The sequence below is a fragment of the Blautia caccae genome, assembly GCF_040095955.1.
Classification (GTDB): Bacteria; Bacillota; Clostridia; order Lachnospirales; family Lachnospiraceae; genus Blautia; species Blautia celeris.
On sequence record NZ_JBBMFP010000012.1, the window covers coordinates 82,876 to 107,960 of the forward strand.

At 46.4% G+C, this 25,085-nt stretch carries 21 protein-coding genes; 3 read left to right on the forward strand and 18 right to left on the reverse strand.

Translation table 11 applies throughout. The features are described from left to right. Positions 1–85: 85 nt before the first annotated feature. Entirely contained in the window at positions 86–1,465 is a 1,380-nt protein-coding gene (locus WMO65_RS14455) for a TrpB-like pyridoxal phosphate-dependent enzyme (RefSeq protein ID WP_148393463.1), read from the forward strand. A 72-nt stretch (positions 1,466–1,537) separates the two neighbouring features. On the opposite strand, the gene WMO65_RS14460 is transcribed toward WMO65_RS14455, so the two are convergent. From WMO65_RS14460 to udp, 6 genes are all read right to left on the reverse strand, one after another. Then, on the reverse strand, positions 1,538–1,867 hold the full coding sequence (locus tag WMO65_RS14460) for a hypothetical protein (protein ID WP_033139766.1): 330 nt from the start codon (positions 1,865–1,867) through the stop codon (positions 1,538–1,540). A gap of 57 nt (positions 1,868–1,924) precedes the next feature. Next, positions 1,925–3,337 (reverse strand): MATE family efflux transporter, encoded by a 1,413-nt coding sequence (locus WMO65_RS14465; RefSeq protein ID WP_148393464.1) that lies wholly within the window; start codon positions 3,335–3,337, stop codon positions 1,925–1,927. Continuing rightward, positions 3,334–3,915 (reverse strand): TetR/AcrR family transcriptional regulator, encoded by a 582-nt coding sequence (locus WMO65_RS14470; protein WP_103731284.1) that lies wholly within the window; start codon positions 3,913–3,915, stop codon positions 3,334–3,336. The genes WMO65_RS14465 and WMO65_RS14470 overlap by 4 nt, the downstream gene beginning before the upstream one ends. 124 nt (positions 3,916–4,039) lie before the next feature. After that, positions 4,040–4,990: an adenosine deaminase gene (add, locus tag WMO65_RS14475; RefSeq protein ID WP_081960133.1), complete on the reverse strand. Its 951-nt coding sequence runs from the start codon at positions 4,988–4,990 to the stop codon at positions 4,040–4,042. Continuing rightward, positions 4,987–6,195, reverse strand: a complete 1,209-nt coding sequence (locus WMO65_RS14480; protein ID WP_148393465.1) for a phosphopentomutase — start codon at positions 6,193–6,195, stop codon at positions 4,987–4,989. The genes add and WMO65_RS14480 overlap by 4 nt, the downstream gene beginning before the upstream one ends. A gap of 41 nt (positions 6,196–6,236) precedes the next feature. Continuing rightward, positions 6,237–7,013, reverse strand: a complete 777-nt coding sequence (gene udp, locus WMO65_RS14485; RefSeq protein ID WP_033139771.1) for a uridine phosphorylase — start codon at positions 7,011–7,013, stop codon at positions 6,237–6,239. A gap of 195 nt (positions 7,014–7,208) precedes the next feature. On the opposite strand from udp, the gene WMO65_RS14490 reads away from it, so the two are divergent. Then, positions 7,209–8,849: a potassium/proton antiporter gene (locus WMO65_RS14490; RefSeq protein WP_033139772.1), complete on the forward strand. Its 1,641-nt coding sequence runs from the start codon at positions 7,209–7,211 to the stop codon at positions 8,847–8,849. A gap of 47 nt (positions 8,850–8,896) precedes the next feature. Here WMO65_RS14490 and WMO65_RS14495 read toward each other — a convergent pair whose 3' ends face one another. The 12 genes from WMO65_RS14495 to WMO65_RS14550 form a co-directional block, all read right to left on the reverse strand. Next, positions 8,897–10,696: a glycoside hydrolase family 2 protein gene (locus tag WMO65_RS14495; protein WP_033139773.1), complete on the reverse strand. Its 1,800-nt coding sequence runs from the start codon at positions 10,694–10,696 to the stop codon at positions 8,897–8,899. A gap of 44 nt (positions 10,697–10,740) precedes the next feature. After that, a complete protein-coding gene (locus WMO65_RS14500) occupies positions 10,741–11,574 on the reverse strand; it encodes a carbohydrate ABC transporter permease (RefSeq protein ID WP_033139774.1) in 834 nt (277 codons plus the stop codon). Continuing rightward, a complete protein-coding gene (locus tag WMO65_RS14505) occupies positions 11,564–12,463 on the reverse strand; it encodes a carbohydrate ABC transporter permease (protein ID WP_033139775.1) in 900 nt (299 codons plus the stop codon). The genes WMO65_RS14500 and WMO65_RS14505 overlap by 11 nt, the downstream gene beginning before the upstream one ends. Positions 12,464–12,556: 93 nt before the next feature. Further along, positions 12,557–13,684, reverse strand: a complete 1,128-nt coding sequence (locus WMO65_RS14510; protein ID WP_349064338.1) for an extracellular solute-binding protein — start codon at positions 13,682–13,684, stop codon at positions 12,557–12,559. A 782-nt stretch (positions 13,685–14,466) separates the two neighbouring features. Next, positions 14,467–15,333: an Rpn family recombination-promoting nuclease/putative transposase gene (locus WMO65_RS14515; RefSeq protein ID WP_148393467.1), complete on the reverse strand. Its 867-nt coding sequence runs from the start codon at positions 15,331–15,333 to the stop codon at positions 14,467–14,469. 251 nt (positions 15,334–15,584) lie between these two features. Continuing rightward, complete coding sequence (locus WMO65_RS14520) at positions 15,585–16,505, reverse strand: ArsR/SmtB family transcription factor (RefSeq protein WP_148393468.1); 921 nt, start codon at positions 16,503–16,505, stop codon at positions 15,585–15,587. A gap of 99 nt (positions 16,506–16,604) precedes the next feature. Then, positions 16,605–17,993 (reverse strand): alanine/glycine:cation symporter family protein, encoded by a 1,389-nt coding sequence (locus WMO65_RS14525; RefSeq protein ID WP_033142780.1) that lies wholly within the window; start codon positions 17,991–17,993, stop codon positions 16,605–16,607. 140 nt (positions 17,994–18,133) lie between these two features. Then, the gene (fba, locus tag WMO65_RS14530; protein ID WP_033142779.1) at positions 18,134–19,003 is read right to left on the reverse strand and encodes a class II fructose-1,6-bisphosphate aldolase; all 870 of its coding nucleotides are present in this window, start codon (positions 19,001–19,003) and stop codon (positions 18,134–18,136) included. A 158-nt stretch (positions 19,004–19,161) separates the two neighbouring features. Then, entirely contained in the window at positions 19,162–19,992 is an 831-nt protein-coding gene (locus WMO65_RS14535) for a carbohydrate ABC transporter permease (RefSeq protein ID WP_033142778.1), read from the reverse strand. After that, positions 19,993–20,886 (reverse strand): carbohydrate ABC transporter permease, encoded by an 894-nt coding sequence (locus WMO65_RS14540; RefSeq protein ID WP_148393469.1) that lies wholly within the window; start codon positions 20,884–20,886, stop codon positions 19,993–19,995. Between the two features lie 81 nt (positions 20,887–20,967). After that, entirely contained in the window at positions 20,968–22,104 is a 1,137-nt protein-coding gene (locus tag WMO65_RS14545) for an ABC transporter substrate-binding protein (protein ID WP_207708214.1), read from the reverse strand. A gap of 265 nt (positions 22,105–22,369) precedes the next feature. Next, positions 22,370–23,845: an alpha-N-arabinofuranosidase gene (locus WMO65_RS14550; RefSeq protein WP_148393470.1), complete on the reverse strand. Its 1,476-nt coding sequence runs from the start codon at positions 23,843–23,845 to the stop codon at positions 22,370–22,372. 266 nt (positions 23,846–24,111) lie between these two features. Here WMO65_RS14550 and WMO65_RS14555 point away from each other — a divergent pair, with 266 nt between their 5' ends. Beyond that, entirely contained in the window at positions 24,112–25,023 is a 912-nt protein-coding gene (locus WMO65_RS14555) for an ArsR/SmtB family transcription factor (RefSeq protein ID WP_033142774.1), read from the forward strand. The last annotated feature ends 62 nt before the right edge of the window (positions 25,024–25,085 follow it).

Genomic DNA, 25,085 nt, shown 5'->3' on the forward strand with positions numbered 1-25,085 from the left:
TTGCAGAGACAGGGGCTTTTTTTATTGCCGCTGTACCCCAAACTTCATCTCCGGGATTCGCGCCATAAGAAAGGAGAAAACAATTATGAAAAAAATTCCGCACAGAGTATATTTAACCGAGGAGCAGATGCCTAAGCAGTGGTATAACCTGAGGGCAGACATGAAGGACCTTCCCGACCCTCTTTTAAACCCGGGCACAGGCAGACCGATCACCGAGGAGGAACTCTATCCCGTATTCTGTGAAAAACTGGCACATCAGGAACTGGACAATACGACACGTTACATTGACATCCCGGAAGAGGTCCAGGACTTTTATAAAATGTACCGCCCCTCCCCTCTCATCCGAGCCTACAACCTGGAGAAATATCTGGACACACCAGCTAAGATTTATTATAAATTCGAGGGCAATAACACCTCCGGAAGCCACAAGTTAAACTCCGCTGTAGCTCAGGCATATTACGCAAAAGAACAGGGATTAAAGGGCCTGACAACAGAGACAGGCGCCGGTCAGTGGGGAACCGCCCTGGCAGAAGCGTGCTCCTTCTACCATCTGCCTCTGATCGTCTATATGGTAAAATGCTCCTACGAGCAGAAACCATTCCGCAAGTCCGTGATCCACACCTTTGACGCGGAGATTGTTCCAAGCCCCAGCGAGACCACAGAGATCGGCCGTAAAATCCTGGCTGAAAATCCCGGCACTTCAGGCAGCCTGGGCTGTGCCATCTCCGAAGCTGTGGAAAAAGCGGTTTCCACGGACGGCTATAAATACGTGCTGGGTTCTGTGCTGAACCAGGTGCTGCTCCACCAGTCCATCATCGGCCTGGAATCCAAGACAGCCATGGAACTGCTGGATGAGTACCCGGATGTTGTGGTGGGATGCGCAGGCGGCGGCTCCAATCTGGGCGGCCTGATCTCACCCTTTATGCAGGATAAACTCACAGGAAAGGCAGACCCGCGCATCGTGGCAGTGGAACCGGCTTCCTGTCCGTCCCTTACCCGCGGAAAATACGCCTACGATTTCTGTGATACCGGAAAGGTGACGCCGCTTGCCAGAATGTACACTCTGGGCTGTGACTTCATCCCATCCGCAAACCATGCAGGCGGTCTGCGTTACCACGGCATGTCCCCTATCCTCTCCAAGCTGTATCATGACGGCTATGTGGAGGCCATTTCCGTAGAACAGACAAAAGTATTTGAGGCAGCCACCATGTTTGCGAAACAGGAGACCATCCTGCCTGCACCTGAGTCCGCACATGCCATCTACGGTGCCGTACAGGAGGCTCTGAAATGCAAAGAATCCGGGGAAGCCAAAACGATTCTCTTCGGCCTGACAGGAACCGGATATTTCGATATGTATGCGTATCAGTCCTATATGGACGGAACAATGAAAGATTATATTCCCACGGATGCGGAGCTGGAAAAGAGCTTTGCAAGACTGCCTAAAATACCTGGAATCCAGGAATAAGAGCAAATACAAAAGCCCGTTTTTCAGATTTTCAGTCTGAAAAAGCGGGCTTTTACTATGGACGTATTCCTGTCAGCCATCAATCTTTATGATAAGAATTGTCGGTATTACAATAAACAGAATAATACATCCGCCAATGACAATATTCATATGTAAAGTTGAAATTTCATTGGGGAATATTATATTGTCAAGAAGAATCCATGTAGGAGTCCCTATGCTGCGGAATAGCCATGCAGCAAATTCCCCTGTGGTAAAAGGGCCCCAAAATTCAGGCGGTCTTTCAACTTTTTTGCCCGAAACATAAGTCGGATGGATTGTAATAAATAATCTGTGGAAAATATACTCTAAAATTAATAATACCAGTATTCCTAATAAATAATACTTTATATACGTGAATATCATGAAACCCCTTTTCTACATATACATGTCATAGATATCATCTTCCATACGCTGTGCCTATCAGGCACTCACATCTGACTCTTCCAACCGCACAGCAGGCATACCTTCATCCACAGGCAGTTTTTTCAGAAATGACGCTACCAGAGGAAGAGAGATAGCAAAGGTCAGGACATCCGCCACTGCCTGCGCGATCTGGACTCCTCTCAGCCCCATCACTGCCGGCAATATGAGAATGAGGGGAATAAAGCAGATCCCGCTCCTGAGCGCAGAGAGAAGGGATGCTTTTTTGCTCTCGCCCACACTCTGCAGCATCATGTTGGTACAGACAGAAAGAGGCTGGAAGAAGAAAGCAATGCACTGACATCGAAGGGCAAAGACACCGATGGCGATTACCTGCGGGTCATCCCGGAACACCCCGATGATGCCGGAGGATACGAAAAGGCAGATAATCGCAAAGCTTCCAAGCATGACCTCCCCTGAGCCTGCCGTAAACCAGAACCCCTTCTTTACACGGGAATATTTCCCGGCGCCGTAATTAAATGCCGCCACCGGCTGAAATCCCTGACCCAGACCCAGCCCTACTGAGAATACCAGCATGCAGATCCTGTTCACAATACTCATAGCCGCCACTGCCGCGTCTCCATACACTGCTGCCTGATGATTGAGGAGCATGGTGGACACACTGCCCAGCCCCTGCCGGATCAGACTTGGAAATCCTGTCGCAACGATCAGCCCCACCTCGCGGATATCTCTTGTCATAAGCCGTATGGACAATCTGCTCTGGGTCTTCTTCGCCACAAACATATAGAGAAGGATAAAAAAGCTGATCATCTGGGATAGGGCTGTGGCAAGCCCGGCGCCCAATACCCCCATATTCAGGCCGAACATAAGGATCGGGTCACCTATCATATTCAGAATGCCGCCTGTTGTCAGTCCTATCATGGCATAAGCAGCCATGCCCTCGTATCGCAGAATATTGTTCAGCACACAGCTCCCCGTCATAAAAGGACCTGCCAGCAGAATAAAAAGTCCATACTGTTTGGCAAACGGCAGGATTGTCGGGGTACTTCCCAGTGCCCGCATAAACGGAGTTAAAAACGTAATCCCCACCGCGCCGATCAGTGTTCCCGTCAGAATAGACAGAAAAAAGCTGGTGGATGCAAATCTGCTTGCGCTCTCCCGGTCTCTTTTTCCAAGCTTTCTGGATATGATACTGCCTGCCCCGTGTCCGAACATAAACCCAAAAGCCTGCAGAATGGCCATCAGGCTGAACACGACTCCCACCGCCCCGCTGGCGCTGGTTCCTAAACGGCTGACAAAATATGTGTCTGCAGTGTTATAGATATTGGTGATCAGCATACTTATAATAGTAGGAATGCCCAGACGCACGATCAGGTTGGATACCGGCGTCTGCGTCATCTTCTCATATTGTTTTCGTTCCCGCTCCTCCGCTGTGATTTCCGATGCTGTCATAATCTTTCTTTCTCCCCCTCTCTCATTACAAGTACCGCCAGACTTTCCACCATATACCGAAAACTGGTACTGCTGTCCGGATTTTCATAGGTAAGATACCCTTCCTGTTCCAAAGAGACAAAGCCGTGAAGGGCACTCCGTATGGTCCGCTGAAGGTTCACTGTCTTTTCGTGGTCTTTTACCTCCCTGCCGATGAGCACCAGGAAAGGATGGATGATCCGCTGGATGGCATGTTTCAGCTCCTCATTTTCGGAGGTGCGCATCTCTATGATGGCCTGGTAGAGTTCCGGGCTTTCCATGGCGAATTTACGGTAAGCATCCGCCATGATACCCAGCGCCTCTGTAAAATCAGAATATGTATATGCCTGTTTCAGGGCTTTTTCCAATTCTGTTATACCGTGCATGCCAACTGCCGTGTTGACCTCCTCAATGCCATTTACATGATTATAGAGAGAGGCCGGCTGCACGCCCAGACGAGCTGCCAGCTCACGCATGGAAAAATTCCGGTATCCCTTCTCTTCCACCAGTTCTATGGCTGCCTCCATGATCACTTCCGCATTCAATCCTCTTCTTCCCATGACGGTCTCCTTTTTCCGGACAAAATTGATATGCCGCGTGCGGTATTTTCCATTGCGGCAAAAAACTAACACCGTTCGTATAATCTATATTATATACGAACGGTGTTAGTTTTGTCAAATATACTTAGTCAAAGGCTGCCTCTGCCGCATTTTTCATCAATTGTTCCATATCGCTGTAGGTAATATGAAAATACTCTTTTAAAAGTTCCAGCTCCTTCGTTATCGTCGTGCCGCTCACGGTCCTGTTATCCGTGTTCACCGTAACGGGAATCCCGGCTTCCATAAACTCCAGGATCGGGTAATCCTTCAGGCTGTCCACAGCTTTTGTCTGCAGATTGCTGGTGGGACACATTTCAAGAGGAATCCTCCGCTGTGCACACAGTGCCTTCAGATTCTTATCCTTCCTGACCGCGATTCCATGGCCTATCCTGTCAGCTCCCAGTTCAATGGCGTCCCACACGCTCTGCGCGCTGCCGCACTCGCCTGCATGGATCGTAAAGGGCATACCCAGTCTCTTTGCTTTCCGGAACATTTCCGCCTGGGTCTTTACCGGAAATGCAGCTTCATCTCCGGCCAGATCAACGGCAGCCACGCCCCGGCCCAGATACTCTCTGGCTGTTTCTACCAGCTCCACGTTTTTTTCCGCCGGCATATGACGCATACCGCAGAGGATCAGATTTCCGCCTACACCATACTTTTCCCGGCCTTCCCGCAGACCATCCAGAGCTCCTTCAATGATCTCCCTGCATGTAAGTCCCTCCCGCACGGACAGAAGCGGCGCAAAACGAATCTCCATGTATACCACATTCTCCTTTGCCCCATCTCCTAAAAGCTGGGACACAGCCATGCGGAAACTATCCCGGTCCGCCAGACAGGACAGGGGCAGGTCGAACTTTTCCAGATATTCTTTCAGGCTTTTGCAGTCCGGCTGTACCTGAAGAAGATCCATAAGCTTTTCCCCTGCAGGAATGTCCACCCCGGCACCGGATGCCAGTTTTCTTATGACTGCCTCCGATAGGGAGCCGTCCAGGTGGCAGTGCAGGTCATATTTTTTCAGTTCCTCAATGGCATTCATCTGCATTCCTCCATATAATTCCGGGATATCCGAATCGTTCCTTCTGGCATGGGTATACCGAAATTCTCCGCCACACAGGCGCCGACTGCCGCAAAGGAATCCGCCTGGGGCAGCGCTTTTCCTTCCTGTATGGACGGCGAATACAACAAAAACGGCACCTGCTCTCTTGTGTGGTCTGTCCCCTGGTAAGTAGGGTCATTTCCATGGTCCGCCGTGATGATGAGCATATCGTCTTCCCTCATGGCGTCCAGAAAAACTCCCAGCTTTTCATCAAAACGTTCCAGCTCCCCGGCATATCCTTCCGGATCCCTTCTGTGCCCCCAAAGGGCATCAAAATCTACCAGATTCACAAAACACAGCCCGTGAAAATCATCCTCCTCTGCCTCCCGGATGGTCTGTTCCATGCCGTGGACAGAGCTCTTTGATTTCAGCGCTTTTGTGATTCCTTCTCCGGCGAAGATATCATTGATCTTGCCAATGGAGATCACATCCAGCCCCGCATCCTTCAGGGCATTCAGCACGGTTTTCCCAAAGGGTTTGACCGCGTAGTCATGGCGGTTGCTGGTCCGTCTGAACTCTCCCTTCTTTCTGCCCACATAAGGTCTCGCAATGACTCTTCCCACCTTCCACTCATCTTTCATGGTAAGCTCCCTTGCGATCTCACAGCACCGGTACAGCTCCTCCAGGCCGAAAGTCTCCTCATTGCCGCAAATCTGCAGTACAGAATCCGCGGAGGTGTAGACGATCATATGTCCGGTGGCAATTTCCTCCTCACCAAGTTCATCCAAAATCTCTGTGCCGCTGGCGCTCTTATTGCCGATCACCTTATGCCCGGTTCGTCTTTCCAGCTCCGCGATCAGTTCAGGTGGAAATCCTGTCTCAGTGAACGTGATAAAAGGCTTTTCTGTCTTCAGGCCCATCATCTCCCAGTGGCCTGTCATGGTGTCCTTTCCCCTGCTGGTCTCATTGAGTTTTGTGTAATATGCCAGAGGATGTTTTACAGGTTCTATTCCCTCCAGCGGGTGAAGATTGGCAATTCCCAGCTTCTGCATATTGTGAATAGAAAATCCCTTCACATGCGAGGCAATGTGCCCAAGAGTATCTGCCCCTGCATCACCAAACTGCTCCGCATCCACGGCACCGCCCACCCCCAGGGAATCTATAACGATCACAAACACTCTTCTGAATCTTTCTTTACATTCCATCTGCTACCTCTTTTCTGTTATGCCATATTTTCCGCTCCGGATCACTTTTTTTCCTTTCGGATCAGTTCCCGGACTGCTTCCACTGCCACCTGTATGGCGCCCTCCGTATCGTGTACGACAGGATTCGGCAGATCCTTTTTCGCCCGCTCCTGGTTAGCCACCACCAGAAAAACGCTGCCTGCCCGGACTTTCAGATAACTGGCTACAATGAAAATAGCTGCGGATTCCATCTCCGATGCTTTACAGCCCAGTTTCAACCATGCATCCCATTTGTTCAGCAGTTCATAGCCCACCGGTTTCGTCTCCGGGGAATGCTGTCCGAAAAAGGAATCCTTACACTGCACCACTCCCACATGGTAAGGCTTCTTCAGCGTTTCTGCTGCATTTACAAGGGCATTGGTCACACCAAAATCCGGTACTGCCGGGAACTCAATGGGCGCGTATTCCTTGCTGGTCCCCTCCATGCGGATGGCTCCGTTGGCAATGACGATATCGCCGCTTTTTACATCCAGATCCATGCCTCCGCAGGTTCCTATCCGGATAAATGTATCAGCGCCTGACATGACCAGTTCCTCCATGGCGATGGACGCAGAAGGGCCGCCGATGCCGGTGGATGTCACACTGACCATCTCCCCCTCCAGGGTACCCGTGTAGGTCACATACTCCCTGCTGTCCGCGATCAGCCTGGGATGGTCAAAATATTTCGCGATCTTTTCACAGCGCTTTGGGTCACCCGGCATGATGACATAACGCCCCACATCCCCTCTGCCAACCTGTGTGTGATATTGTTTTCCCTCTACCTCTGAATAATTTATCATATATTCATCCCTTTCCTGTAATTTACGTGGTTCATAGATTTATTATAACAAATCACAGGAAATAAAAAAGGTCATGTGTCTCTTTTTTACAAAAACCTGTTTTCATGTTAAAATAACCTCAGGTTTCACTTCCCTGACGCCTGCCCACTCTGAAAACTCTGCTTCCACTGCGGACACTCACCAGGAGGTAAAAAAATGACATGGAACTTATTATTAATTTCATCTGTAATTCTGCTCTGTATTGTACTGCACCGGATTTCCGATAAGATCGGTGTACCCATGCTGCTGGCCTTTATCCTTCTCGGTATGGCTTTCGGAACAGACGGTATCGTAAAAATCTCTTTCGACAATTATCCGCTGGCGGAAAATATCTGCTCCACAGCACTGATCTTCATTATGTTCTACGGCGGTTTCGGCACCAACTGGAATGAGGCCAGACCTGTTGCCGTCAAATCTGTGTTCCTCTCCACTCTGGGAGTTGTGATCACCGCCGCCCTCACAGGTTTCTTCTGTTATTTTGTCCTGAAATTCAGCTTTCTGGACAGCATGCTCATAGGCTCTGTCATCAGCTCCACGGACGCGGCCTCTGTCTTCTCCATACTCCGTTCTAAAAATATGGGCCTCAAATACGGCACAGCCTCCATGCTGGAGCTGGAAAGCGGCAGCAATGACCCCTGTTCCTATATGCTGACAGCAGTGGTTCTCTCTGCCATGAGCGGCACGGCAAGCGCAGGCTCTGTCTTTTATATGATATTTGCGCAGCTCTTCTTCGGTATTCTCTTTGGATGCCTCATTGCTTTTGCCGCCCGTTTTATCCTGCGGCATATCCGTTTTGATATTGCGGGATTTGATATGGCTTTTGTCATCGCGGCAGCGCTGCTCTCCTATGCACTGCCTTCCATGGCGGGCGGCAACGGATACTTAAGTGCCTATATGGTAGGAATCATTCTCGGCAATACCAAGATCAGGAATAAAAAATCACTGGTAAACTTTTTCGACGGTATCACAGGACTTATGCAGATGCTCATCTTCTTTCTCCTTGGTCTGCTGGCAACGCCCTCAAAGCTTCCCCATATTTTCCTTCCGGCACTGGCAATCGCCCTGTTTTTGACCCTGGCGGCACGGCCTCTGGCGGTCCTGGCCATACTGACGCCATTCAAATGCCGTCTCAATCAGCAGGCCCTTGTCTCCTTTGCAGGGCTCAGAGGTGCAGCGTCCATTGTTTTTGCCATTATGGCCACTGTGGATGAGGCTTATACCGGCTTTGATGTCTATCATATTGTATTTTGTATTGTACTGCTCTCCATCTTATTCCAGGGAAGTTTTCTCTCCCAGGCAGCGAAGAAACTGAATATGAGTGACACAGAGGCGGATGTCATGAAGACCTTCAGTGATTACTCTGAGGAAGTTGACCTGCAGTTTATCCGCATCCGCATAACAGAGACGCACTCCTGGAGCCATACGGCTGTGAAGGACATTCCCCTTCCCCCGGACACTCTTTTTCTCATGCTTCTGCGGGGGGACAAGACCGTGATCCCAAGCGGAGAAACCATTTTTCTCCCCGGGGATACGGCTGTATTAAGCGCCCGCGGATATCAGGAACAAGAAGATCTGGAGCTGACGGAAATGCGGATAACCGCAAAAAGTCCCTGGATCGGTATTAAGATTTCCGACTTCTCTCCCTATCCCGGCGAACTGGTCATTATGATTCTGCGCGGGGAGGAAACGGTTGTTCCCAACGGGGACACAGTCATTATGGAAAATGACCTGCTTGTGATCTATTCCGTACCGGAATACCGGAAAAATCTGCCCGTAAAAGAATTACCTGCCGGATAAGGCAAAAAGCAGCTCCGCGGTTTTATTTTCTGCAGAGCTGCTCTTTTTTACATATAAGATCTCCAGTATCCTACATGTCTTTCATTGATTTCCCTGATAATTTCCGGTTCTATCTTGAAGTTTCTTTCCATATCCATAAGACCGTTGATCTCCTGCTGTACATCTGTCACCTGTGTGTAGCAGAAGCCGCAGATATAAGGTACCTTCTTCACAGCAGTCGTGATCTCATCAAAACGCCGGATGAACTCCTCCCTGCTGTTCACTTTATTGCCGTATCCCCAGCCGCTGTCGTCATTGTTGAAGGCAATTCCGCCGTATTCACTGATCAGGACCGGCTGGCCTTTGTATTCGTATCCGTTTGCCATTGCGGATTTGCTGCTGCTGTGATACATCTCTGTACTCAGAATCTCTTCTTTATGTCCCGCATACCGGTCATAGAAAATATCGCCGCATTCTTCATAATCATGAAGCGTAATGATATCGGAAACTGTATGCTCCCAACCGTCATTGACTACCACCGGGCGGTATCCGTCCATGCTCTTTGTGAGATGGTAAACTGCCTCTGTAAAATGCTGTTGTTTTCTATCCACTTCCACCCTCTGGATTCCCCAGGATTCGTTAAACGGAGTCCAGGTGATAATAGACGGATGGTTGTAATTCTGACGCACAATGTCGATCCATTCCTTTGTGAACAGCTCCACGGCATAATCTGAAAATCCATAGGCAGCGGCAGCCTCACTCCACACCAACATGCCTTTAACATCACACCAGTACAGGAAACGCTCATCCTCGATCTTCTGATGTTTGCGCAGGCCGTTGTAACCAAGCGCGTGGATCTTGTCGATATCTTCGATCAGCGCCTCCTCACTTGGCGGGGTCAGATGGGAATCCTTCCAGTATCCCTGGTCAAGAATGAGTCTCTGATACAGTGGTTTGCCGTTCAGCAGAATGTTTGGTCCATCAATGCGGATTTCCCGCATGCCGAAATAAGAACCCACCTCATCACAAACCTCTCCTTTGTACCGAACGCGGAAAGTAATGTCATACAGATCAGGCTCCTCCGGTGACCAGGTTCTTACGCCCCAGACAAAGGCATTCTCCCCTGAACCGGAGACTTCCAGCACGGTTTTTGCGTGGGAAGCAGCCATGAAAACCGTTCCTTTTGCCACAAACATTCCGTCAAAACTGACCACCGCTTCCACCGAAAGCTCATCGCCGAAGCATTCCGCGGCGGCGGCTATTTCATACTCCAGCTCCACCGCATTGTCTGTGAGTACAGGTGTTATCTTTACGTGGTCCAGTCTGATCTCCGGCACGTATTCCATCCATACGGTTTTCCAGATGCCTGTTGTCTGCACATACCAGCAGGCAAAATTTTCTTTAATCCAGCGCTGTTTTCCTCTTGGCTGGCGGATGTCAGTGGAATCCTCCACCTTCACTACAAGCTCATTTTCCCCGTCACGCACAAGGTCTGTCACGTCAAAGGAAAAGCGGGAATATCCGCCTCTGTGACTGCCCGCAAAACTGCCGTTTACCCACACTTTTGTCAGGAAATCACTGCCTTCAAAATGCAGGAGAAGCCTTTTGCCGCAAAGCATTTCGCCATTTACCGCAAAGCTGCGTCTGTACCAGACATTTTCATGGATCTCCTCCTCGCCGATACCGCTCAAGTTGGTCTCGTAGGTAAAGGGAACCTGAATCTGTCTCTCTCCTTTAAACTTCTCATACCATGCCTCTTTTTCTCCGCGGTTTTCGTCATCGAATCCAAAATCCCATGTCCCGTTTAAATTCATCCAGTTGTCACGCACAAACTGGGGTCTCGGATAGTCTTTTTTGTAGCATTTCATTTCTGTTTGTCCTCCTTATAGGTAAATGTCAATTACTTTTCCTGTCATCCCTTGACGCCGGACATGGTGATGCCTTCCACGATCTGACGCTCAAACAGGATATAAATAAGAATAACAGGCACCGCTGCTATCATATTTGCTGTCATTGGTTTTACATAGTCCACCGTATAAGTTCCCGCAAAGGTCGGAATACCTATGGGAAGGGTGAACTTGCTGCTGCTCATGGAACAGAGCAGGGGCCAGAGATAATTGTTCCAGCTTCCGATAAAGGCGAAAATACAGACAGTTGAGATAACCGCCTTTGACAAGGGCAGCACCACTTTGAAGAATGCGGTCAGCTCTCCTCCCCCGTCAATCTGCACTGCCTCCAGAAGCTCGTTTGGCAGTCCTTTAAAAAAGGTCACCATTATGATCAGATTCATGGAACCCGCAATTGTGGGCAATACAAGGCCTGCGTAGGAATCAATGAGATTCAGGCCGTTTGCCGTGATAAAAAGAGGTACAATGGTTGCTTCCCCCGGCACCATCAATCCCAGAAGAAAATAGAAATATAGCGCATTGCTCCCCTTAAATTTGATCTTTGCCAGAGCATACGCAGCCATGGCAGAAAGGATCACGGTCAGAACTGTAGTCAACACAGCGATAAATACACTGTTGAACAGCCATTTTGTAACATCCGAACCCAGAATAAGATCCGGGTAATTCTGGAATGTATACGGTGGTGTGAACCAGTCCAGTATACTATTGATCTGCTTTCCCTCTTTCTGGAAGGAAACTGCCAGAGACCACAGAATCGGCGTCATAAAGATCGCCGCCAGGATCACGGATATGATGGATAATACAATACTGCCCGGTTTTTTCTTTGCCTTAGAATTCATCAGCCTCTGCCCCCTTTCTCTCAATCGTCTTCTGCACAATAGTCAATACTACAAGTATCAGAAACAGTACATAGGACATGGCTGCCGCATACCCCATGTTGTTTTTCTTGAAGGCTGTCTCATATACGTACTGGATCAGCGGCCTTGTAGATCCTGCCGGCCCGCCTACTGTGATCATATAAATCTGTCCAAATACTTTGAAACAAGCAATGACCTGCAGAAGAACCACCAGATAAGTAGTCGGCTTCAAAAGCGGCAGTACGATGGAGAAAAGCTGCTGTCTCTTGGTTGCGCCGTCTATGGATGCGGCCTCATATATCTGGGGCGATATATCCTGAAGCGCAGACAGATACAGAAGCATGGAAAATCCAACCGTCCACCAGATCGTCATGGCTGTGATGGCTGACCAGGCAAGACCGCTCTCGTTGAGCCACTGCAGCTCCCTGTCCGGGGGAAGGACCTTAATAAAATGCAGAAATCCGTTGATAAATCCCCGGTACGGCGTGAACATATATTTTGCTATAAATGCCGCAACAGACACAGACAGTACACTGGGAAGATAATAACAGATACGCAGGCCCTTCTTTAATTTGTTCGGCCGGTTGGCAAACAAGGCTAGAATCAGTGCCATAATCACCAGAAGGGGTGTGGTGATCAGTACGAAATACGTAGTGTGCCATAGGGCGTCCAGAAACTTTTTATCCCCCAGGAATTTTATGTAATTGTCAAGTCCCACGAACTTTACTTTTCCCATCAGAGACCATTTATGAAGGCTGACATAGACACCCTGGATCACCGGCCAAATGGTAAATACTGTATACAGGATAAAAAAGGGCAGTATGAATCCCAGTCCTGCCAGCAGGTTTTTTCGCTTTCTTTTTTTACTCACTTGATTTCCTCCTTACAGCTTCCCGCTCACGATAGTTTTGCTGTCTGCAAGGGAAAGGAGAGCCTTATGCTCCCCCTTCTCTGCCCTGCTTATTTACGGAAGATTCGTATCAAGTTCGTCGTAAAGCATACCGACTGCCTCTTCTGCGTCAGTATCACCTGACCACAGAGTATTCAGACTGTCAATCATACCTGACTTCATAGCATTAAATGTAGAAACCTTTGAGGGAAGAACTGCTGTCTCCAGAGCTTCCATGTAGCTGCTTCTGTAGGGCATATCCAGATATTCCTGGCTTTCCCTGACTGCATTGCTGGCAGGGATCTGACCTGAGCCTGCCCATGTAAGGCCGCCTTTTTCGGAAGCACTTACCATAAATTCCACTGCTGCCTTGCTGTCCTCCTCGCTTCTGTCTTTCTTAGTCGGAAGAATCAGTGTATGGGAGTCTGCCCAGCATGCATTCTTGTCAAACATCTGCGGATAAGGCATGGCACCGAAATTCAGGTTTTCTGTTTTCTCCAGGGCTCCGGTTCCCCATGTACCACCAATATAGATGCCGGCTTTTCCGCTCTGGAAAAACTGCTGGTGGTCATCAATTCCTTCTGCCACATAGCCCTTGTCATAGAGGCTCTTTACAAATTCCGCCGCCTTTACCGCAATGTCTTTATCCATGGTGACTTCACTGCCGTCTTCATTCACAAGAGGGGTTCCTCCCATCTGGAAGTAAGTCGCCCACCATACACGATATGGGTCATCACCATTATTTGTCAGAGAGATAACTGAGCCTCCCTCCGGGATAACCGCTTTGATCTTATCACAAACTGCGTAGAAATCGTCTTCACTGGCAATAGCAAGCTGGCCCTCGTCATTCAGCGCGACGCCTGCCTGGTCCAGGATATCTTTGTTGAAATACATGATCTCTGCATGGGTATCCAGCGGAACCGCGTAAATAGAGCCGTCAAAGGTTACAGATTCCAGGGATGTCTCGGAATACATGGTGCTCAGGTCCACGCCCAGTTCATCCAGATAATCGTCCAGAGGGGCAACCACACCCTGTTCTACCAGTTCCGGAAGGGATGATGCATGGGAAACACCAATATCAGGGCCTTTGCCTGCTGCCACTGCTGTCTGCAGCTTTGTATAGTAATCTGCCCATACCAGCATAATGGACTGTACCTGCTTTTCCGGGCCACCCTCATTGTATTCGCTTATCATCTTATCCATGAATTCCCCGTCGCCGCCGCTGAACAGAGACCAGAATACCAATTTATTTTTGTCTACAGCAACTGCTTCCGGATTGTTGACTGTTCCATCGTCGTTTACATCCGCTGAGGCCTCTTCACCCTGCTCTTCGGTTCCTTCTTCCTGAGAGGATTTTACCCCCCCCCCTCGCTTTTTTCTGAATTTTCGCTTCCACAGCCGGAAAGGACTGCTGCTGCAGTTAATGTAAGTGCCAGGATCGATGCGATTGCTTTACGTTTCATACTTTCTCTTCCTCCTTGAAATTTGGTTTCTTATCCTTTTGTGACCGGTCATAAAAACAATATTACTGTTGGTTATTTCTTTGTAAAAGCCTCATTTAAAACAGTTTTATTGTTCTTTATGTATCTATAATACCGTCATTCCGTCAGTATGTCAAGTTTTATTTTGCTAATTTTTGTGTTTTTGACCATTTATAACAGCATTTCTATTTATATACAGCAGTATTACTGTTTTATTAAGTATCTTTTTACTGTTTGTTTTCAGTATTTCTGTCATAACTGAGTGGGTGTGCTTCTTGTTCTCATAATTATTTGGCATGTGATGTCAAAACTGCAGGCTCCCGCAGTAAGCCAAAAGGTCCAAAGACAGAATTCCTCTGCTTATAATTTAAAAATATAATTTACAATAGGATTTTTCATATACCAGATCTGGTATAGATTTGTAAGACAGGGATGCCGCTGTCAGATTAAGCAGCATCCGCTCTCAGAATTTCGGTTATGTTATCAGGTCTCAGAAGCAGCGGATCAAATTTTATCCATTTTATCCATAAATTCGGCAACGGAGCCGACATGTGCCGCCAGCTTCAAATACTTTAAAAGGACGTCCCGATTCCTCTCCCCCAGGATTTTATCTCTGAGTTCATCGGAAACAGACCCCAGATCCTGCAGTAAGAACAGGACTGACTCAGACTTGCCTTCCGTTTTGCCTTCCGCTTTTCCTTCCGCGCGCTCATCTCTCAATAACTCTTCCAGCAGCATGAATTTCTCCTCCATTTCCCGGCTGCTCTTGATTTTTATCATAGACTCCTGGATCTTTTTTATAAAATCATCCCGGTAATCCTGAGTGCTCTCAGGCAGATCAGCCTTAACAAATTTCAGAAACTTAACTAGATTTTCAGGTACTTCTTTCTCATTTTCCCCACAGGTGCTTAAAAATATGGTAACTCTCCCGTCCGAAACAGTTCTCTTTGTCTCTGCACAGACATTCTGAAGCGTATAGCGGTATTTCTTCAGGCCAAAGGGGTCAAAATCACAGATAAAGATCACATAAGCTGCGGGAAGCCGTTCATAATCCTCCCCTGTAAGCAGCAGCTCCATGTCCATCTGGCTGTGATAGTATCTGGCCCTTTTCTCCAAAAAAGACTTTTTTGCCACCTGCATTTCTACATTGTAATGTGTTCGGTTCTCATCTTTGGCTATGATGTCAAGTCGTATCCCCCGGTATTCCGGATGATAAATCATGCTTTTCTCTCTGCTAATTTCTACCTTTTCAATAGGAAAACCCACAGCCATCTCCAGAAAATCACGGCAGATTTCTTCATTTACCATAACTGCACCAAACATAAAATTGTCTTTGAACATCAGTTGTGCCAGTTTTCTGTTTTGATTCATAAACAACCTCCGCATAAGCAGAGGAATTCTGTTCTGATTATATCACATCAGGTTTGCAATTGCCATATTTAATTTTATATATTCGGATTTTCCTTTTGAGTCACTGCTCTTCCCAAACAGTAAGCAGGCAAGCCTGACGCCCATAAGGCAGGAGGTACTGTTTCCTCCGTGCCGGCCAATACGCTTGGCGCTGCACAGATCGGGAAGATTCTGCTCCATATGGCACCGACAGCCTGTACAACAGATTTGATTTAATACTCCACACTCATTACAATATCCTGCTCATAGTTTCCAAAAGACTTTCCAAACAGATTAAATCCGCCTATATACCTGGCGTCCTCCTTATTTCCTATCCGTACATCAATGTATGGCTTCTCCATGAGGAAGAGGTCCTCCAGTGTGGCTTCCGCTGCCTTGCTTCCATTGATAAAACAGCCGTCTCCAAGTATCTCCCAGGTCATGAGCATTCCGTACTGGGTAGAGCCGTCCGGCCATACGGCGGGATTCAGTCTGCCTCTTCTGCTTCCGAAATCGCCTGGGCATGTCCAAGTTCCGCAGTCCACACCGTTTATCCATACCGTGATATCTGATTTCCAGTCCTCCCTGTATCCCGGAGCCTCGGAACAGATTTCCATGGACAGGCTCAGGCTCTTGGCATAACGGTTCTTTGGCACTGCGTTTGCGAATTTGTATTCCACATAGCCGGCAGATGTCCAGAAAAGTCCGGCTCTTATTTTCTCCGGATCATAAAAGCTGTACTCAGTATCCTCCATACCGATGACGCCTTCCGGGGAGTACAGGCCGCAGGTGGGATGGACCTTGCAGCCCGTATAACTGCCGATGGGCATTTCCACACTGACGATCTCATTGACGTCCAGGTTCCGCCTGAGCAGACACATATTTACAAAATCAAATTTTCTGCTGCACACCTTCATGGTTCCCCTGCTGCCCGGCTGTTCCTCCATACGGATCAAATCCGCCTTCTCTAAAAGCTTCAGATGAAAGGCAGCACTGGACTGGGGAATGTCCAGCGCCTTTGCGATCTCTCCTATGATCATATTGTCAGAATAGAGAAGCTTCAGGATTTCCACACGCACAGGGGAAGATAAAGCCTTTCCCACGTCACAGAGCGTCTCCACATTCTCCATATCCAGCTCTCTTATTTTTGCCATAATTCACCAACCCGTTTCTTTTTCTGATACAGCCATATGCGGTATCTCCATAGATTTTGTTTTTAGTATATCATCTTCTCCTGGCAGCAGCAAGAAAGTTTATGGCTGTATTCTCTTACCTTTTTTCTTTTTATCGGCTATGTATTTCACTTCCCGTCCCAAAAAGAACAGCGCCAGCAGATTCGGAATTGCCATCATACCGTTCAATGTATCGGACAGTTCCCATATAACACCCGGGGAAAGCATGCAGCCCGGCAGGGTCAGCAGAATATAACAGAACCGGTACGCTGCGGCGCCCTTTTCCTTACAGAGATAAGCAGCGGTCCGTTCTCCGAAGCAGGACCATCCCACAATGGTGGCAAAGGCAAACAGTACGGTGGCAGCGGCCAGAAACTGTTTTCCGAAAGGTATGGCCGTGGAAAATGCCATTCCCGTAAGTGTGGTGCCGTCAATATTCTCAATGCCTGCGGCCAGGTTCTGCAGACAGATTTCCGGCTGATAGACGCCGCTGACCAAAATAACAAGGGCTGTGACCGTGCAGACTAAAATCGTGTCTATGAAAATTTCTGCGATTCCCCACATTCCCTGGGTTTCCGGGTCTTTGACATCGGACTGCGCATGGGCGATCACCGAGGAACCAAGACCTGCCTCATTGGAAAAGATACCGCGGGCAACGCCCATCTGCAGCGCCCTGCTGATTCCGTATCCCGCTGCACCGCCCACTGCTGCCTTCACACGGAACGCCTCCCGGAATATGATACCGAATGCATCCGGTATCATCTCCTTATGGGCCCACAAAACCACCAGCGCCCCCAAAAGGTAAGCAGCCGCCATAACCGGGACCAGTTTCTCTGTGAGTGCTGCCACGCGCTTCAATCCTCCGTTCAGCACATAAGCGGTTGCCAGCATAGTCACAACACCTGTGAAAAAGGCCGGTATATGAAAGGCCTCCTCCAGGCCTTTTGCCATGGAATTCCCCTGTACCATGTTTCCCATGCCAAAAGAAGCGCCCAGGCAGCAGAGTGAAAAAATAACGGCCATCCATCTACAGTGAAGCCCTTTGTCCATATAAACCATGGCTCCCCCCACCCAGCCGCCGTTTTCATCCCTGTAGCGGTAACGGATTCCCAGATAGTTCTCCGCGTAATTGGTCATCATTCCAAAGAATGCGGAAACCCACATCCAAAATATAGCGCCGGGTCCGCCGGCCATGAGCGCAGTTGCCACCCCTGTGATATTTCCGGTTCCCAAAGTTGCCGCCAGCGCAGTGCAGAAAGACTGGAACTGGGAGATGGAATGCTCCTCTTTTGTTTTTCTCACCTCTTCTTTTTTCAGCAGGGAACCCAGTGTGGTGCTAAACCATTCCTTTGCATGGGTGATCTGGAAAAATCTTGATTTTATGGTAAATCGTATGCCTGTTGCCAGAAAGAAAAACAGCATCCCCGGACTCCAGACAAATTCGTGAAGCGTGTGCAGAAAGTTTGACATGCAGGACCTGCCCAAAAAGATATTCATAGCAGTATATGAGAGTGCTGTCCGAACTATGAACAGCCGGAAAGAGCGGGAAGAGAAAAAGGCTGCTCCGGTCATCCCGAAACAGCCTTAAATACATATGTTTTACAGCGGAATTACTCGAAAGCTTTTCCTACAGAACCAAACAGTTCCATTTTCTCTTTGATAGTAGCACAGATAGCGTCAAAGCCCGGTTTTAATAATTTACGCGGGTCATAGCCTTTGCCCTGGTTATCTTTTCCTGCTTCGATGTACTCACGTGTAGCAGCAGCGAAAGTAAGCTGGCACTCTGTGTTTACGTTGATCTTGGATACGCCAAGGTCGATGGCTTTTTTGATCATATCAGCCGGGATACCTGTACCGCCGTGCAGAACTAACGGCATCTCGCCTGTCAGTTTCTGGATGTCATCCAGAACGTCAAAACGAAGGCCAGCCCAGTTTTCCGGGTATTTTCCATGGATATTTCCAATACCTGCTGCCAGCATGTCCACACCCAGATCAGCGATCATCTTGCATTCCTTCGGGTCTGCGCACTCGCCCATTCCCACAACGCCGTCTTCCTCGCCGCCGATGGAACCAACTTCAGCTTCCAGAGATAAGCCGAGGCCTTTGCAGACACCTGCTAACTCTTTTGTCTTCTCAACGTTCTCTTCGATGGGGTAATGAGAACCATCAAACATGATGGATGAGAATCCGGCTTTGATACATTTGTAGCATCCTTCATAAGTACCGTGATCCAAATGCAGAGCCACCGGAACAGTGATGTTCAGCTCTTCAATCATAGCCTTTGTCATTTCCGCAACGGTCTTGAAACCGGTCATGTATTTTCCGGCTCCCTCGGATACACCCAGGATGATCGGGGATTTGCACTCTTCTGCTGTTAACAGAGCTGCTTTTGTCCACTCCAGGTTATTGATATTGAACTGTCCTACTGCATAGTGTCCTGCTTTTGCTTTTTTAAGCATTTCAGCTGCTGATACTAACATAAATATAACCTCCACTAATTGAAAATTCTCGCTTTTCCCATCCCTGCTCAGACGAATGGCCTGTTCATAAGGAAAGAACGATTTGTTATTATTATAACACATTTCCCCCTTCTGGCAAGCTTTTCTTACGCAAATTTACCAATACTGAGCACCTGCTGTTATCCCTTAACGCCTCCGGCAGTCATACCCGCTATAAAATATTTCTGAAAAGCCAGGAAAAGTATCAACACGGGAATGATTGCCATAACTGACCCTGCAAGCAGAATATCATAATTATTTCCATAAGGAGTCATCAATGTTGAAAGTCCGATAGGCAGAGTCATTTTGCTGTTACTCTTCAATACGATCAAAGGCCACAGAAAATTATTCCAGCTGATCATACCCTGGTATATTCCCATGGAAGCAAATGCCGGAGCCATCAGCGGAAGAATGATCTTTACAAAAATACCAATCTCTGTACAGCCATCTACCCGAGCCGCATCCAAAAAGGCTGTTGATATACCTTTTAAGAACTGGTAAAAAAAGAAAATGGGGATAGGTGCTGCAATAAAAGGAAGAAGAACACCGGTAAATCTATCAATGAGCTGAAAAGTAATCATCTCTTTATAAAGAGGCAGCATAATAATCTCCATTGGTATCATCATTATCAAAAGCATACAGGAAAACCACAATTTTTTCATTTTAAATTCATACATAGCAAATCCATAGGCCACAGATGCACTTACAAATAAGGACAACAGTGTCTGCACAATTGTCAGCAGAAAACTATTTTTAAACCAGATAAAGTACTCTGTTCCGGATGTAAACAGGCTCTTAAAATTAAAAAAGCCCATAATATCCAAATCTATCCTGGCATTCAACCCGGAACGTATAATCTCTGATGAAGGCTTTAGTGCTCCAATTACCAGGCAAAGTATGGGAAATAACACAATCACGGAAAGAATCAAAAAAATCAGCATAATACCTGCGTTTATCTTCTTTTTAGTCATTTATGCCCTCTCCTTTTTATTTGAAATATACATCTGCACTGCATTAAATGCCAAAGTCACGATCAGCAGAAATACACCAATGGAAGATCCGAATCCCATATTATTCTGTTCCCATCCTGCTCTGTACAGATATCCCACAATTGTAAGTCCCATATCATTCGGTGAACTGTTCCCTGCCCACAGCATATAACTCTCTGTGAACATAGCAAGACCGCCGTAGATAGAAATGGTCAGGACATACGTTGTTATTGGCCTCAACATAGGCACCGTGATATATCTAAACTTCTGCCATGTATTTACACCATCCAGATCTGCAGACTCATAAATTTCTTCTGGAATGCTCTGAAGACCGGAAAGAAAATACAGCAGATTTATCCCTACCCATCTCCAGAATGCCAGAAAGATCAGAACCATAAAACCAGTGGTACCATTTCTTAACCATTTTACCGGACTTTTCCCGAAGACACCAATAATCTGATTCATCAGCGCGCCGTCAGATTCGGCAAACAGAAGCCGAAAAATAATGCCCGCCACTACAACAGATGTCAATGTGGGCACAAATAATGCAGACTTAAAAAATGTCTTTCCCACCATTTTTCTGCTGTTGATCATACAAGCCAAAATCATTGGCACAGGTATTAAAATTGCAAGTGTAATCAGTGTATACGCCAGACTGTTTTTTACTGCCTTAAAAAATGTTGGGTTTAACAGATTTCTATAATTCTCCATACCGATATATTCCACCATTCCAGGCAGTACCGACTGGAAACTCATCTGTACAATGGAAATAACAGGGTACAGAAAAAATATCAGAAAAGACAACATAAAAGGCAGAATAAACAAGTATGGCGCTGCTTTTTTTGAATAACCAAACTGTTTGATTCTTTTCACCATATTAACCCCTTTTCCTTTATCAGAAATCCGGCACGGAATATACCCTTGACAGAATATATTCCGTTTATTCCGGTTAACCTTTTACTTTAATGAAGCAGCCTCTTCACTGCAGACAACTGCCGGATCCTCTTTCTCTTCAAATGCCCTGTACATCACTTTTGTATTCATGGCACTCACTACATCAGGGAAGTTCTCCCCTACTGTTATGGCCGGAATTTCGTCTTTTACTTCCAGTAATGCTTCAAAAGGATTATTCTTAAAATACTTTGTGTATTTTGTATCAGCTTTTTTCACTTCATCCATATCCCAGACATCACTGCGCATGGGATCAAATCCTAAAATTGTATATTCTCTTACAGCTCCTTCCTCAGAAAGTTTTGCAAAGGCAAGAAATTCTGCTGCGAGCTCCTGATTTTCACATTGTACAGTGACTGCTGTTCCGGTACCGCCAAGGCCAACCGACCGGTCCTGTCCCTCTTCCCATACTGGATTAGGCGCGATTATAATTTTCCCGCTCAAATCAGGCATATAATCTGTAAAACGCCCCATATACCACATAGGCATCATAGCCGAAGCTGAGCCCCCCTCATTCATAAAGCCCCAATACTCCTCACATTGATGGCTGCCGCCCGGAGAGACAACAGCAGTTCCGTCATCCAGCATTTCCTGAAGGAACGTAAGTGTCTTTATCATCTCAGGAGAATTTACATTATTGGTACCGTCTTCTTTTAAAAGCCCGCCGCCCTGCTGAGCAAGAAAAGGCATGAGAAAAAACGGATCATTTCCGGTATCTACTGTGCACATAGGTTTCCCTGTTTTTTCAAGCACTGTCCTGCCGGCTTCATGGAAATCATCCCATGTCTTAATCTGTGTATAATCCACACCGGCTTCCTCAAGAATTTCCGCATTGTAGTATGTCATAGATGCACCTACATGAAAATCCAAACCGTAACAGTTGTCATCTTTGGTATAAATATCAAGCCTGGACTGCACCACATTATCTTTATACTGTGCAATGGCATCATTTAAAGATACCAGCTGCGGTTCACCCTTTAGAAAATTGGCAAATTTTCCGAGTTCGATATCAGCCATATCAGGAGCGCCTGTCCCTGCCTGCAGGGCAATGAGAAGTTTATTGTGCATATCCTCATACGGCAGTACAGAATATGTCAGTTTTATCTGTTTATCCGGATTTTCTTCATTCCAGAGTGCCTGCATTTCATCGTAAAAATCACAGTGAAGTTCCGTGGTCAGCCATATTTCAAAATCTGTCGCGGCTTTATTTCCTGCAGTCTCCTCCTCTGTATTTGTGTCACTCTTTTATTCATTTTCTGTACTCTGGCTGCTGTTATTCCCACATCCTGCAAGCAGACCAAACGCCAAAACTACCCCAATGGCATAAGCAATTGTTTTTCTCTTCATAAATAAATACCTCCTTTAGCGTATACTTAGAATTTACTGTTTTCTTCCCGCTGCCCTCCTTCTACAGCCTTATCAATAAAACACTTCTCGGTGGAATTTCGAAATCTATTCCCCGTTCCGTCATTTTATAGTCATAAAATTGTACTTTTTTCACACAGTCAGACGCCTGCACAGTATTGTGCGCATTCATCGCCCCGTGAAGAATAAACGCTTCTGCCTCGTCTGCCTTACCACCTAAAATTTCACATTCTATATCATAAGAAGTATCTGCAGAAAAATTCACAATTGTAATATTTAACTTCCCATCATCCCCGATAGATACGGAATGATTCATATTCACTATTCTGTCAGCTTCCGGACCAATCTCCTCTGTTTCCAGATAGCTATCCAAAAGTATAGCGTTTTGATGATATTTGAACATATCATATACATAATAAGTAGGTGTTTTAACAACTTTATCTTTCTCCGTGATAAGAACAGACTGCAGAACATTAACAGCTTGTGCTATATTAGCCATGGAGATTCTGTCACTGTATTGATTAAAAATATTAAGGTTCGCAGCTGCAGTCACCGCATCACGGACTGTATTCTGCTGAAACAGATGTCCCGGATTCGTGCCGGGTTCCGGATTATACCAGTTTCCCCACTCGTCTATGATGAAATCGACTCTTCCCTTCGGGTCATACCTGCGCATAATTCCTGTATGTATACGAATCAGATTTTCCATTTTCAAAGACTGTGAAATTGTGTGATACCATTCACTCTCTCCGAATTTTATGGACTCTCCCTTCTGTCCTTCTATGTTTACACCCGGATATGTATAGTAATGCAGAGAAATCGCATCCAGATTATTCGCTGCCTTTTTCATCAGGACATCTGTCCATTCGTAATCATCATCCAGCGGTCCGCAGGCAATTTTGTAAACAGATTCCTCACCATAGCTTCTGACGTAAGTTTGAAACTGATTATAAACATCCGCATAATAACCTGCAGTCATGTTTCCTCCGCAAAGCCAGTTTTCATTTCCTATTCCCAGGTATTTCAGTTTCCAGGGCTTCTCCTGCCCATTTTTTTTTCTGAGACGAGTAAGGGAAGAATCTCCTGCAAATGTCATATATTCAATCCATTTCTGCATCTCTTCCACTCTTCCGCTTCCCAAATTCACGTTTATATAGGGTTCACAGCCAATCTGTCTGCAGAGCTCAAAAAACTCGTGTGTTCCAAAACTATTATCTTCCACATCACCTCCCCAATGTGTATTTATGGTCTTACGCCTTTCACTGCGTGTGCCAATTCCGTCCATCCAGTGATATTCGTCTGCAAAATTCCCTCCCGGCCAGCGCAAAACAGGAACGCGTATTTCTCTGAGAGCTGACACTACGTCTTTTCTCATTCCTTTTTCATTTGGTATACCGGAGTTCTCACCGACATAAATCCCTTCATAAATGCAGCGCCCCAGATGTTCTGTAAAATGCCCGTATATATTTTTATTAATGCGGTTTTTCCGATGATAACCATTGATGACCAGTCTGCTCATGGACTTTCCTCCCTTAATTTAACTTTTTAATTTAATATTTAATGTTTTGATTGATTAATTGTATAGTATCACTATTTTATCGACATGTCAACGCTTTTATTAGTCATTATTCAACATTTTTTAATGTATTTAACATTTATATTAAATATATTTCTTATTATTAAGTATATTTTCAAACAAATATTTAGTCTTTTTGTACGTTGCCATGTTTTTTTTTAAATGTTATAATCTGGTAATAGAAAGCGTATCTATGAAAGGAAATCCTTATGCTGTATTTTAAAAACCCAGAACAGGCTCTGCCTGTCTTTAAAGCATTGTCATCAGAAGTCAGGCTGAAAATCCTGAATATCATTTCAGAAAACGAAGGAAAAAATCTGAATGAAATTGCTCAGATGCTTAGTCTTACCAACAGTGCAATCTCAACCCATATCAACAAATTGCTGGAAGCGGATTTAATTGAAATCCATTCTGTATCCGGTACAAGAGGTTCCATGAAAATATGTAAACCCAAACATAATAATCTGATCGTTGAATTGCAGCCATCCATCACCCAGGAGAACTGTTATCATCAGGACATCCGTATTGGTCATTATACTGCCTGTCAGGTAAAGCCAACTTGCGGTCTGGCCACTGTAAACGGCCTGATTGGTGAATTTGATGATCCCAGATATTTTTATTTTGCTCAGAGATTTGAGGCTTCTGTTTTATGGTTCTCCTCAGGATATATCGAATACAATATTCCCAATGATTTAAAAGCGGGGGAACGTCTGGTTGAACTGCAGCTGTCTTTTGAAATTTCGTCTGAGGCACCGGGCTTTCAGGATGTCTATCCCTCAGATATTTATTTTTCAGTCAATGATGTCCCACTTGGTTACTGGGTAAGTCCTGGAGATTATGGCTCAAAACGCGGCCGTTTTAATCCCTCCTGGTATCCGGACGGCAACAATCAATACGGGCTGCTCAAAATGCTCATTGTCAATAAAAACGGAACCTTCATCGATGGAAGCACTAAAATCTCAGATACCACCATTGATGACCTGCATATTGATTACAGCCATCCCATCACCCTGCGTTTTTCTAATCCGGAGGATACCCGAAATCCCGGAGGATTTACTATTTTCGGTGCAGGTTTTGGAAATCACAATCAATCCATCAAAGCAAAGCTTTTATATGAATGACAACCTGACAACAAAAAAGCCCTTTGCCATATGCATTCTCAGCACACAGCAAAGGGCTTTTA

Bases quoted from the DNA above. Each gene is read 5' to 3' on its own strand.
- WMO65_RS14545 (WP_207708214.1), bottom strand. From the start codon at position 22,104: ATGCAGGCACTCTGGAATGAAGAAAATCCGGATAAACAGATAAAACTG.
- WMO65_RS14500 (WP_033139774.1), bottom strand. From the start codon at position 11,574: ATGAATTCTAAGGCAAAGAAAAAACCGGGCAGTATTGTATTATCCATC.
- udp (WP_033139771.1), bottom strand. From the start codon at position 7,013: ATGATAAATTATTCAGAGGTAGAGGGAAAACAATATCACACACAGGTT.
- add (WP_081960133.1), bottom strand. From the start codon at position 4,990: ATGAATGCCATTGAGGAACTGAAAAAATATGACCTGCACTGCCACCTG.
- WMO65_RS14540 (WP_148393469.1), bottom strand. From the start codon at position 20,886: ATGGTGAAAAGAATCAAACAGTTTGGTTATTCAAAAAAAGCAGCGCCA.
- WMO65_RS14525 (WP_033142780.1), bottom strand. From the start codon at position 17,993: ATGTCAAACTTTCTGCACACGCTTCACGAATTTGTCTGGAGTCCGGGG.
- WMO65_RS14510 (WP_349064338.1), bottom strand. From the start codon at position 13,684: ATGGATAAGATGATAAGCGAATACAATGAGGGTGGCCCGGAAAAGCAG.
- WMO65_RS14520 (WP_148393468.1), bottom strand. From the start codon at position 16,505: ATGGCAAAAATAAGAGAGCTGGATATGGAGAATGTGGAGACGCTCTGT.
- WMO65_RS14490 (WP_033139772.1), top strand. From the start codon at position 7,209: ATGACATGGAACTTATTATTAATTTCATCTGTAATTCTGCTCTGTATT.
- WMO65_RS14495 (WP_033139773.1), bottom strand. From the start codon at position 10,696: ATGAAATGCTACAAAAAAGACTATCCGAGACCCCAGTTTGTGCGTGAC.
- WMO65_RS14535 (WP_033142778.1), bottom strand. From the start codon at position 19,992: ATGACTAAAAAGAAGATAAACGCAGGTATTATGCTGATTTTTTTGATT.
- WMO65_RS14460 (WP_033139766.1), bottom strand. From the start codon at position 1,867: ATGATATTCACGTATATAAAGTATTATTTATTAGGAATACTGGTATTA.
- WMO65_RS14465 (WP_148393464.1), bottom strand. From the start codon at position 3,337: ATGACAGCATCGGAAATCACAGCGGAGGAGCGGGAACGAAAACAATAT.
- WMO65_RS14455 (WP_148393463.1), top strand. From the start codon at position 86: ATGAAAAAAATTCCGCACAGAGTATATTTAACCGAGGAGCAGATGCCT.
- WMO65_RS14515 (WP_148393467.1), bottom strand. From the start codon at position 15,333: ATGAATCAAAACAGAAAACTGGCACAACTGATGTTCAAAGACAATTTT.
- WMO65_RS14550 (WP_148393470.1), bottom strand. From the start codon at position 23,845: ATGAGCAGACTGGTCATCAATGGTTATCATCGGAAAAACCGCATTAAT.
- fba (WP_033142779.1), bottom strand. From the start codon at position 19,003: ATGTTAGTATCAGCAGCTGAAATGCTTAAAAAAGCAAAAGCAGGACAC.
- WMO65_RS14470 (WP_103731284.1), bottom strand. From the start codon at position 3,915: ATGGGAAGAAGAGGATTGAATGCGGAAGTGATCATGGAGGCAGCCATA.
- WMO65_RS14555 (WP_033142774.1), top strand. From the start codon at position 24,112: ATGCTGTATTTTAAAAACCCAGAACAGGCTCTGCCTGTCTTTAAAGCA.
- WMO65_RS14480 (WP_148393465.1), bottom strand. From the start codon at position 6,195: ATGGAATGTAAAGAAAGATTCAGAAGAGTGTTTGTGATCGTTATAGAT.